9 protein-coding genes and 1 tRNA gene are annotated in these 10,998 nt (G+C 71.8%); 8 read left to right on the forward strand and 2 right to left on the reverse strand.

Annotation, left to right across the window (positions count from 1 at the left end):
• Positions 1-146: 146 nt before the first annotated feature.
• Positions 147-223, reverse strand: a tRNA-His gene (locus tag G398_RS0110315).
• A 108-nt stretch (positions 224-331) separates the two neighbouring features.
• Here G398_RS0110315 and G398_RS17710 point away from each other — a divergent pair.
• The 6 genes from G398_RS17710 to G398_RS0110345 all read left to right on the forward strand — a co-directional run bounded on the left by G398_RS17710 (position 332) and on the right by G398_RS0110345 (position 7,761).
• Positions 332-1,837, forward strand: coding sequence for a trypsin-like peptidase domain-containing protein (locus tag G398_RS17710; protein ID WP_084512454.1), 1,506 nt, complete (start codon positions 332-334; stop codon positions 1,835-1,837).
• Between the two features lie 88 nt (positions 1,838-1,925).
• Positions 1,926-3,224, forward strand: a complete 1,299-nt coding sequence (locus G398_RS0110325; protein ID WP_026853537.1) for a response regulator — start codon at positions 1,926-1,928, stop codon at positions 3,222-3,224.
• An 8-nt stretch (positions 3,225-3,232) separates the two neighbouring features.
• Entirely contained in the window at positions 3,233-4,561 is a 1,329-nt protein-coding gene (locus G398_RS17715) for a hemolysin family protein (RefSeq protein WP_052571808.1), read from the forward strand.
• A complete protein-coding gene (locus G398_RS21985; RefSeq protein WP_052571809.1) occupies positions 4,554-5,399 on the forward strand; it encodes an NTP transferase domain-containing protein in 846 nt (281 codons plus the stop codon). Before G398_RS17715 ends, G398_RS21985 begins: the two co-directional genes overlap by 8 nt.
• A 4-nt stretch (positions 5,400-5,403) precedes the next feature.
• On the forward strand, positions 5,404-6,387 hold the full coding sequence (locus G398_RS0110340; RefSeq protein WP_026853538.1) for a phosphotransferase: 984 nt from the start codon (positions 5,404-5,406) through the stop codon (positions 6,385-6,387).
• A 72-nt stretch (positions 6,388-6,459) separates the two neighbouring features.
• Positions 6,460-7,761: a hypothetical protein gene (locus G398_RS0110345; protein WP_026853539.1), complete on the forward strand. Its 1,302-nt coding sequence runs from the start codon at positions 6,460-6,462 to the stop codon at positions 7,759-7,761.
• A gap of 32 nt (positions 7,762-7,793) precedes the next feature.
• Here the strand turns inward: G398_RS0110345 and G398_RS17725 are convergent, their stop codons facing one another.
• The gene (locus G398_RS17725; protein ID WP_052571810.1) at positions 7,794-9,026 is read right to left on the reverse strand and encodes a CHRD domain-containing protein; all 1,233 of its coding nucleotides are present in this window, start codon (positions 9,024-9,026) and stop codon (positions 7,794-7,796) included.
• A gap of 203 nt (positions 9,027-9,229) precedes the next feature.
• Between G398_RS17725 and G398_RS17730 the strand changes: the two genes are divergently transcribed.
• Together G398_RS17730 and G398_RS20425 are read left to right on the forward strand one after the other, a co-directional pair.
• Complete coding sequence (locus G398_RS17730) at positions 9,230-10,741, forward strand: putative bifunctional diguanylate cyclase/phosphodiesterase (RefSeq protein WP_052571811.1); 1,512 nt, start codon at positions 9,230-9,232, stop codon at positions 10,739-10,741.
• An 84-nt stretch (positions 10,742-10,825) separates the two neighbouring features.
• A partial coding sequence (locus G398_RS20425) for a leucine zipper domain-containing protein (protein ID WP_157492299.1) occupies positions 10,826-10,998 on the forward strand: 173 nt, incomplete at its 3' end.

Genomic DNA, 10,998 nt, shown 5'->3' on the forward strand with positions numbered 1-10,998 from the left:
CCTGAGCAGACTCGAACCGCATCCCGCTTCGCGGTCTGCCGGTCCCGCTCCCGGCCCTCCCCCGGAGGGCCTCCGCGGTCCCACTCGTGGGCCCGAGTCCCATCAGCCGCCGATATGAAGGCGCCCCGCAGAGCGGGGCGCTGATCTGGGGCGGCTGATGGGACTCGAACCCACGACACCTGGAATCACAATCCAGTACTCTAACCAACTGAGCTACAGCCGCCGTCGGACCATTCAGACTATCCTGGACGGCTCTGGAAGGCCAGCGGGAACCTTCGGGGGGCTGCGGCCATCGAAATAACTGCCGGGGTTCCGGCGATGAGAGGATGGCATGAATCGTCAGGTGAAGCAGGTTCTGGGGTTGTCGGCTTTCGCGGCCGGATGCATGGCCCTGGGGATGGGGCTCAGCCACGGGTGGCAGGCCCAGGCGCAGGAGGAGAAGCCCGTAACGGTGGAGGCGAAGGGTGTGGACCGCCTGCCGCCCATCGCGGACGTGGCCGAGAAGCTGAACCCGACGGTGGTGGCCATCACCAACACGAGCTTCGTGAAGAACCGGCGCTTCGAGCACCCCCAGATCGGGGGGGAGGACTTCTTCGACTTCTTCTTCGGCCCCGGCGGGCCCCAGCAGCGGCGGGCGCCCCGGGGCGGGGACGACGCCGAGCAGCGGGCGGTCTCCGGCGGCTCCGGGGTGATCATCAGCCCCCAGGGCGAGATCCTCACGAACTACCACGTCATCGCCAGCATGGGCGGCGGCGACAATGCGCTGGAGGTGAAGACCAACGATGGGAAGAGCTACAAGGCCACGGTGCTGGGCAAGGACAAGGAGCTGGACATCGCCCTCATCAAGATCGATGCGGCCCACCTGCCCTTCGCCAAGCTGGGCGAATCGGACTCCCTCAAGATCGGCGAGTGGGTGGTGGCCATCGGCAACCCCTTCGGCCTGGAGCACACCGTCACCCAGGGCATCATCAGCGCCAAGGGCCGCAAGCTCGACACGGGCGTCAGCTCCTTCCTCCAGACCGATGCCGCCATCAACCGCGGCAACTCCGGCGGCCCGCTGCTGAACCTCAAGGGCGAGGTCATCGGCATCAACACCGCCATCAACCCCGCGGGCCAGAACATCGGCTTCGCGGTGCCCATCAGCCAGGTGAACCGCATCATCAAGGACCTCCGCGCCGGCAAGCCCGTGAGCCGCGGCTACCTCGGCGTCGGCCCCACGGACCTCGACCAGGCCTACCAGGACGCCCTGGGCGCCAAGGAGGGCGTGGTGGTGAGCACCGTGGAGAAGGGCCAGGCGGCGGACAAGGCCGGCGTGCAGCGCCTGGACGTCATCACCGCCGTGGACGGCCAGCCGGTGCGCACCCAGGATGAGCTGGTGAGCGTGATCTCCGGCCGGCGGGCGGGCGAAACCGTCAAGCTCAGCATCTGGCGCGACGGCAAGACCCTCACCCTGACCGTCACCCTGGGCGACCGCAAGGCCCTGGAGGCGCAGCGCCGCGGCGATTCCGGCGAGGACTCCGAAGACGAGGGCGGCCAGAAGCCGCAGGGGGACGTGAAGGGCATCAACCTGGAGAAGACCTACGGCTTCACCGTGGAGCCCATGGACCTGAAGCACCGGCTCAAGGGCGTGGTGGTGACCTCCGTGGATCCCCGCTCCCCCGCCGCCGAGCGCGGCATGGCCCCGGGCATGGTCATCACCGAAGTGGGGCGCCAGACCGTGAACAACCTGGCGGAGTTCAACGCCCAGGTGAAGAAGGCCGGCGGCCGGACGCTCCTGCTCTTCATCCAGAGCCCCAACGGCAGCCAGAAGGTCACCCTGGCCATTCCGCCCCGGTAGCCCTCCGCCCGTCCCCGGAGCCCCGGTCCGCCGGGGCTCCGGTCATTCAGGGTAAACTCGGAGGTTCAACCCGGTTAAGGATCGACCCATGGGCCAACGCCTCCTCCTCGTGGACAGCGACCGGAGCTTCCTGAAAGAGCACCAGGTCAGCCTGGAGGCGGCCTTCGACCTGGAGGTGGCCTCCTCGCCCGACGGCGTGGCCGCCCGCCTGGAGCAGGGGGCCTTCGCGGCGGCGCTCATCAGCGTGGAGGTGGCGGACAACAAGGGGTACGCCCTCTGCTCCACCCTCCGGCGCATGCCGGCCCTCTCCGGCCTGAAGATCGCCCTCATCAGCGCGAAGGCCACGGAGGAGGAGTACCGCCGGCACCAGACCCTCAAGGGTCGGGCAGACCTCTACCTGCACAAGCCCATCGCCCCCAGCGCCCTGGTGGCGGCCCTCACCCCCCTGGTGCCCAGCCGCGCCGTGGACCCCGACAATCCCCTGGGCGACCTGGTGGACACGGAGCTGGGCGACGACTGGTTCGAGGGCCCGAAGGCCCCCGGAGCCCCCGCTCCGGAACCGGCCGCCCCGCGGCCGCCGGCGCCTCCCGCCCCGCCTCCGCCTCCACCTCCGGCCCCCAAGGCCCCGTCCAAGAGCTCCCGCGCCACCCAGCCGCCGGACACCACCCGGGCCCACCTCCTGGAAGAGCAGGTGGTGGCCCTCCGCGAGGAGCTCCGGGTGAAGGACCAGCAGCTCCGGGAGGCCGAGGACTACCTGCATCAGCAGATCGGGGCGACCACCCTGAACCTGGACCAGGCCGCCGCCACCGAACGGGAGGTCGAGGATCTGGAGGCGCGTGTGGCCGCGGCCGAGGCCGCCCTGGCCGCCCGGGAGGGGGAGCTGGCGGACCAGCGGGAGAAGGCCCATCTCCTCCAGTTGAACCTGGCCACCACCGAAGCCGCTCTGAGGGACCAGGAGCGCGACCTGGCCGGGACCGCCGCCCGCCTGGACCGGGCCGAGGCGGACTCCGCCGCCGCCCGGCTGCGGGCCCAGGAGCGGGAGCAGCAGGTGCTGCTCCTCCAGGAGCAGCTCCAGGAGCGCCAGGAAGAGATCACCCGCCTCGCGGTCCAGGTCTCCGGCCTGCGGCAGCAATTCGACGAGCGCGCCATCCAGCACGATGGCGAGCGGCTGGAACTGATGAACGGGCTGGACCAGAAGGATGCGGAGCTGGGCCGGCTGGCCCGGTCCCTGATCGAGCTGCGGGAGGCCCACGCCCTCCTGGAGCGCGAGAAGCAGGCCGCCCAGGGCCAGCTCTCCGAGCACCACGACCGCCTCCGGAACCTGGACACCCTGCTCCAGCAGGCCCAGGAGCTCCTTCGGCGGGGATCCGACCTCACCCGCGGCTGAGGACCGGCATGTCCCTTCTCGCAGCCCTCTTCTGCGTCGCCCTGCTCCTGCTCAGCGCCTTCTTCGTCATGGCGGAGTTCGCGGCGGTGCGCGTGCGCCCCACCCAGCTGGAGGCCCTGGCGGGTTCGGATCCGCGGGCGGCCGCCGCCCTGGAGGTCCATCGGGCCCTGGGCCACCACCTCTCGTCCATCCAGGCGGGCATCGTGCTCTGCGCCCTGGCTCTGGGCGCCGTGGGCGAGGAGCTGTTCAGCCACGTCTTCCGCGCCGTGTTCGGCCACCTGCCCTGGCCTGCGGTGGTGGCCCCGGTGAGCTCGGGCCTCGCCCTGCTGGTGATGACCACCCTGGACGTGGTGCTGGCGGAGCTGGTGCCCCGGAGCCTGGCCATCCGGGCAGCCCTCCCCTGGGCCCTCCGCACGGCCTCCCCCCTGCTGGCCTGGTCGCGCCTGGTGCGCCCCCTCACCTGGGTCCTCATCCGCCTCAGCCACCTGGTCCTGCGGGCCGTGGGAATCCACCCGGAGGCCGGGGTCGAGGACCTGGTCCCCTCCGAGGCCGAGTTCCGCCGCATGCTGGAGCGCAGCCAAGCCGAGGGCCGCCTGGACCTCGACCGCAAGGAGCTCATCGAGAACCTCTTCGACTTCAGCCGCCGCACCGTGAAGGAGATCGCCGTGCCCCGGGCCCAGGTGGTGTGCTTCGACCTCCACCAGAGCCTGGAGGCGAACCTCGCCCTGGCGCGCACCACCACCCACACCCGCATCCCCCTGGTGGAGGGCGACCTGGACCGCGTGGTGGGGGTGGTCCACCTCAAGGAGCTGCTCTGGGCCATGCAGGACGGCCCGGATCCCGTGGACCTGCGGGCCCTGGCGCGGCCCGCCTTCTTCGTGCCGGAGATGAAGCCCATCCAGGGCCTGCTGCTGGAGTTCCAGCAGCGCAAGCAGCACCTCGCCCTGGTGGTGAACGAGCACGGCGGCGTGGACGGCCTGGTGACGCTGGAGGACGTGCTGGAGGAGCTGGTGGGCGAGATCCAGGACGAGTTCGACCGCGAGGCCATCCAGCTCCGCCGCACCCGGGGCGGGGCCTGGCTGGCCCAGGGCGACGTCATGCTGGAACAGCTGGTGGACCACCTGCAGCTGGACCTCCAGGCGGAGGCCGGCTCCGTGAGCCTGGGGGGCTTCTTCCAGGAGCGCCTCGGCCGTGTGCTGCGCCCCGGCGACGAGCTGCGCCTCCAGGGCTGGCGCATCCGCGTGCTCTCCATGCGCGGCCTGGCACCGGGCCAGTTCCTGCTGAAGGCCCTGCCCCCGGAGCCCGCGCCGGACGGGTCGGACGCCGGCGATGCCTGAGCCCCTGGACGGCTTCCTCCTGGCGGCCGGCCTGGGCACCCGCATGGGGGCCCTCAGCGAGTGCCTGCCCAAGCCCGCCTGGACCCTGCGGGGGAGGCCCCTCCTCCAGTGGGGCGCCGGAACCCTCCGCCGCGCCGGAGCCTCACGCCTGGCCTGCAACGCCCACCTGCTCCCGGAGCGTCTCCGCGCCGTGGCCGATGGGATCGAAGTCTGCGACGAGCCGGAGCTGCTGGGCAGCGCCGGGGGCCTGCGCCACGCCCTGGGGCGCGTGGAGGCGGAGCTGCTGGTGTGGAACGCGGACATCTGGGCCGATGAGACGCCCTTCGACCAGCTCCGGGCCAGGCACCGCGAAGGCCGTCCCGGGGTCAGGGCCACCCTCAGCTGGCTCCTGGTGCCCCACCCCGGGGGGCCCTGGAACCCCGTGTGGATGGATCACGAGGGCCGGGTGCTGCCCAAGGGCGTGACGGGGCCCTGGGGGCCCTACCACTTCACCGGCGCCGCGGCCTGGTCGCCGGAGGCCCTGGCCCTGCTGCCCGAGGGCCCCAGTGAGATGAACGACCTGCGCCCCCGCCTGGCCTTCCACCAGGGCGTGGTGGTGGAGCCCTTCCCCTGGCGGGAGGTGGGCACGGCCGAGGCCCTCATCGAGGCCGCCGCCGCGGTGGCCCCGGACCAGGAGGGCCGCCTCACCGGCTGCTACCTCCACCCCACAGCCCGCCCCGCGGGCCGCCTGGAGCGCTGCGTCCTGGGCCCCGGCGCCGCCCCGCCCCCCTCCACCGCCGACTCGGACGCCCTCTGGTTCGAGGAGGGGGGAAACCAGGTGCGGTTGGGATTACCCTGAGGGGATGGACCCCCGCCTGGACCGCGCCCTGGCGCGCTGGAACCTGACGGACCCCCGACCCCTGGCCGGGGACGCGGGGGCGCGCCAGTACTTCCGCGCCAGCCACGCCCAGCTGGGCACGGCCCTGGTGGTGCTGCATCCCCTGGACACCCCCGAGAAGCCCGACGACAGCTACTTCGAATTCCGCGCCCTCCAGGCCTACCTGGACCCCGTGCTCCGCGTGCCCACCATCCTCGACTCCGAGGACACCGACCGCTGCCTGCTGGTGGAGGATCTGGGCGACACCCCCCTGGAGCGCCGCCTGGTGGAGCATCCCGAGGAGGAGGGCCTCTGGGCCGAGCGGGCCGGTTGGCTCCTGGCCACCCTGGCCGGGCCCCTGACCCTGGGCGCCCCGGCCCACGCCTTCTTCATGGGCCGCTCCTTCGACCAGGCCAAGTTCACCTTCGAGTGGGAGTACTGCCGCGCCAACTTCTTCCGCGACTTCCTCCAGAAGGACCCGCCCCGCTGGCTGGACCGCATGATGGAGGAGGCCCACGCCAGCCTGGAGACCCGGGCCCACTTCTTCACGCACCGCGACTTCCATGTGCGCAACCTCATGGTCCACGGGGACCGCCTGGTGGTGATCGACTTCCAGGACGCCCGCCGCGGCGCCGCCACCTACGACTTGGCCAGCATCCTCTACGACGGCTACTGGGACTGGTCCCGGGAGGCCGGCCGCCTCCTGGTGCACCCCCTCCAGGACGAGCTGGGCTGGAACCACGAGGCCCTGCTGGAGGAGCTGAACCTCAGCGCCCTCCAGCGGAACCTCAAGGCCCTGGGCACCTTCGGCCACCAGCTCGTGCACCGCCACAAGTGCCACTTCGCCCCGGCCATCCCCCGCACCCTGCGCCACCTGCGCAGCCACTTCCAGCGCATGAACCACCAGGACGGCGTCCTGGCCAGTGAGCACATGCTGCGCCTGGCCGAAGACCGGCTGCTGAAGGGCTGAGATCCCCGGCTCGAGGCGGCGCGGTAGGATGGGTAACGCTTTCCCATCCGACCCGGCCCCGTGAGGATCTCCATGTCGCTCCGTTCACTCCTGAACCGGCTGACCGCTTCCAAGCCCAAGACGTCGGCGGGGACCTGGGGGGCGCCGCGGGTGCTGGACCGGGGGCGGGTGGGCCGGCCCCAGATCGCCGTGGACGACCAGGGGAACGCCATCGCGGCCTGGCACCACCGGGGCCAGTCGGACGAGGGGGTCTACATCTGCCGCTATTACGCGGACCAGCGGGGCTGGGACGTGGTGCCCCGCCGCCTGGACAGCGCCCGGACCCAGGCCCACGCGCCGGAGATCGCCATGAACGTCCGGGGTGAGATGGCCGTGGTGTGGCAGGAGCAGGAGGGACCCCAGGCGAAGATCTGCGCCCGGCACATGCTCGGCTCCGCGGAGACCTGGGTGCCCTACCCCCTGACCCTCCAGTCCCTGCCCGGCGAGGTCCACAGCCTCCACACGGCCATGGACCTCGCGGGCAACATCCACGCCGTCTGGTGCCTGGGCCAGCCCGGGTCCTACCGGGTCTACGCCTGCGGCTACCAGGTGGAGGAGGGCGGCTGGGACGCCCAGCCCACCCCCCTGGGCGACCCGTCACCAGATCCGCTGTTCCCCCAGCTCGCCGTGGACCGGGGCGGCCAGGGCCTGGTGGTCTGGGGCAGCGAGGCCCCCGGCGGCGGGCACCGCATCCTAGCCTGCCACTACGATGCCGGAGGCCGGTGCTGGAGCGACCGGCCGACCCTCGTGGCGAAGGGCCGCGCCACCTACCTCCGCATGGCCCAGGACGGCCGGGGCAACGCCATCGTCCTCTGGGTGGAGGACGGCGACGCGGGCATCCAGAGCCTCCACGCCAGCCACCTGGACGGCAAGACCGTCGAGTGGGCGCCCGCCCTCCGGCTCACCACGGGCCGGGCCATCCTCTGGCCCCAGGTGGGTCTGGATGGCCAGGGAAGGGCCCACGCGGTGTGGCGGCAGGAGGCCGCGGGCGCCATGAAGCTCTTCACCAAGCGGTTCGCCGGGGGACGCTGGGAGGAGCAGCGGACCCCACTGGTGGAGAACCTGGGGCAGAGCCGGGCCCATGCCCTCTCCGTGAATGCCCAGGGCCAGGCCCTGGTCATCTGGTCCCAGATCCAGGAGGCCCAGTCCTCCATCTGCCTGCGCCGCTTCGACGGCACGACCTGGGGCCCCAACCCCCTCCTCCTGGGGACGCCCAGCCGGAAGGAGGTGCAGGACCCCGGGGCCGTGCTGTCGCCCCGCGGCCATGTGGCGGCCATCTGGCGGCAGGGCGACGCCGGGGATGCGGTCATCGTCAGCGCGGTGGGCCAGGCCTAGAGCCCAGGTCTCCGGCGCGGCGCGAGGCGCGGCTAGTAACCCCCGCCCCCGGTCCCGCCGCCGGTGCCTCCGCCGGAGGAGCCGCCCAGCTGGCCCCGGATCTCGCCGCTGGGGTAGGTGGCGCTGTGGACGTTCACGTAGAGGTTCCCTAACCGCCAGCTGGTGAACTGGCCGCTGGTGAGCCGAGTGCCCGCCGGTACGGTCCAGACGCCGCCGCCGGCGTCGGCGAGGGGCACGATGATGGGTCCCGCGGTCCCCGCCGGGGCCTCGTGGATGTGAGCTCCCGTCCCGGTGATGCCGCTGGTGGACAGGCCCCCGGTCAGCTCGAGCGTGAAGGGGTCGATGCCGATGGCCCCGCTGCCCGTGGCGGTCGACGGGTTCGCCGGCACTTCGTTGGCGCCGGACAGCGCCGCCGACTGGGTGACGGGCGCGCCGAGGTTCAGCTGGCCCCGGATCTCCCCGGCGGGGAAGGCGGCGCTGTGCACGTTCACATAGAGGTTGCCGGCCTGCCAGCTGGTGACCTGGGCGGCGGTGAGGGTGGCGCCGGGCGCCACGGTCCAGACGCCCCCGCCGGCATCCGTGAGGGGAATGAGGATGGGCCCCGCCACGCCGGCGGCCCCTTCATGGATGTGGGCGGCGGTGCCCGTGATCCCCGCCGTGACGACGGAGCCGTGGATGGCCCCCGTGGTGGCGTTCACGGCCAGGGAGGCGAAGCCTGTGGCCGCGCTGGCATTGGCGGGGGTCTCCTGGCCGCCGCTGAGGGTCGCGAAGCTCACGCGCAGCTCGATCTGCCCGCGGATCTCGCCCCCCGTGAAGGCGGCGCTGTGGACGTTGACGTAGTAGCCGCTGGCCTGCAGCGTGGCGTACTGGGCGTCCGTCAGCACCGTGTTGGCCGGGACGGTCCATACGCCGCCAGGCCCGCCGCTGAGCGGGATGATGATGGGGCCCGCCACGCCGGGCGCGCCCTCGTGGATGTGGGCCGCCACGCCGGCGATCCCCGTGGTGGTGACCGTGCCCGTGAGCACCTTCGTGGCGGGGTTCACCGAGAACGTGGCGGAGCCGATGGCCGTGGAGGCATTGGCGGGCGCCTCGTCGGCCCCGGACAGGGCCGCGTAGCGGACGACGGGCGGTAGGGGCGCGGGCGCCATGGCGGGCGCGCCACCGCCTCCGCCTCCCCCGCCGCAGGCCGCGGCCAGGAAGAGCAGGGCGGGAAGGGCCAAGGTGGCGAAGGGCCGGAAACGGCCAGCCGGATCGGATGCTCGCATGGACAACTCCTCCGCGGGGTCTCCCGCGGATCCAACCATGGGCCGCGGCTCCCCCCCGTTCAGGTCCGGTTCGGGGAAAGGAACCCCTCCGGACGACCCCGCTTCTTCCCGGAAGCGCCTGACGCTTTTTTCTTGGGCCGGGCCTTTCTCCGTGGCGCCGCATGAAGCGGTGCCTTAGGATTTGATTGCCATCCGGAGTGCATTTGCCGAACGAGCGTTCCCACGGTCTGGATCTCAAGGGCTTCATGCTCAAGATCGACCGTCTCGATGCGGTGGGGCGCCTCCGGAATGCCGAGCGGCGCATCGGCGAGCTGGAGCAGCGCGTCTCCGAGCTGAGCCTGCTGGATGCCGTCACCGGGCTGCCCAACCACCGCCACTTCGCGGATCGCCTGACTCAGGCCCTGCTGGTGGCCCAGCGCCACGGGCACATCGCCGCCGTGCTCCTCCTGGACCTCGACCGCTTCAAGCGCGTCAACGACCTGCTGGGGCATCACGGCGGCGACGAGGTGCTGCGGCAGGCGGGCCAGCGCCTCCAGGGGGCGCTGCGCCAGGGCGACACCCTGGCCTGCATGGGCGGCGACCGCTTCCTCATCCTGCTCCAGGAGATCAAGGACGCCGCCGCCGCGGCCCGGGTGGGCCAGAAGCTCCTGGAGGCCCTCCAGGCCCCCTTCCATGTGGGCTCCCGGGAGCTGGACCTCACAGCCAGCATCGGCGTCTGCGTCTACCCCAATGACGGCATGGACGCCCAGGTGCTGGAGGCCCACGCGGAGTCCGCCCTCTGCCGCGCCCGGGAGCGGGGCGGGAACCGCATCGAGTGCTTCACCAGCACCCTCAACGAGGTCTCGCTGGAGCGCCAGGAACTCGAGAGCTGCCTGCGGAGCGCCCTGCAGAACGGCGAGCTGCAGATGTACTACCAGCCCCAGTTCTTCATGGACGGCCGCCTGGCGGGCGCCGAGGCGCTCATGCGCTGGAACCACCCCCTGCTGGGCGCCGTCCCCCCCGTGAAGTTCATCCCGCTGGCCGAGGAGAGCCGCCTCATCCTGCCCATCGGCGAGTGGGCCCTCCGCGAGGCCTGCGGCCAGATGGCCAAGTGGCAGTCCATCAGCCCCTCGCCCCTCCTCCTCGCGGTGAACGTGTCCGTGCTCCAGTTCGTGAACGGGGACTGGGACGCCTGTGTGGCCAAGGCCCTGGCGGACACGGGCCTGGACGCGGGCTGCCTCGAGCTGGAGCTCACGGAGAGCCTGGTGATGCGGCAGGGGCACGACGACCTGCTCCCCCTCCACCGGCTGCGGGAAATCGGCACGCGCATCGCCATCGACGACTTCGGCACGGGCTACAGCTCCCTGGGCTACCTCCAGCGCCTGCCCATCACCACCCTGAAGCTGGACCAGTCCTTCATCGCCGCCCTGCAGTCCGAGGATCCCGCCCTCTCCTCCGAGGCCATCGTGCGGGCCGTGATCCAGCTGGCCCACAGCCTCAACCTCACGGTGGTGGCCGAGGGCGTGGAGACCGAGGGTCAGCGCGACATGCTGGAGCTGCTGGGCTGCGACTGCCTCCAGGGCTTCCTCCTGGGCCGGCCCCTGCCCGCGGACGCCTTCGAGGCCATGCTGGAGTTCATGTCCACCAAGCAGTTCCTCAAGAAGGCCTCCCGGGCCTCGGAGGAGGTCAAGGTCCCGCGCCCGGCGCCGGCGGGCCGGGGACGCGGCTCCCGCTAGCTGTAACTGCCAAGGAGGTTGTTCATCCGGGTTGAGCTGGGAAGCTGTTGTTACCACACAGCGGCTTTCGCAGAGGCAACCCGGATGAACCTCCACAGTTCAGCAAAGACCTGTCCACGAAGTCGAGCGTTATTGATCCGGCGTGTCCGGTGCCTGGGAATGACCGTCCAGGCAGCGGCCCAGGCGGCGGGGATCAGCGTCCGGACTGCCTACAAATGGCTGGCCCGATTCAGGAAGGAGGGCCGGTCTGGGTTGGA

Source organism: Geothrix fermentans DSM 14018 (assembly GCF_000428885.1).
Lineage (GTDB): Bacteria > Acidobacteriota > Holophagae > Holophagales > Holophagaceae > Geothrix > Geothrix fermentans.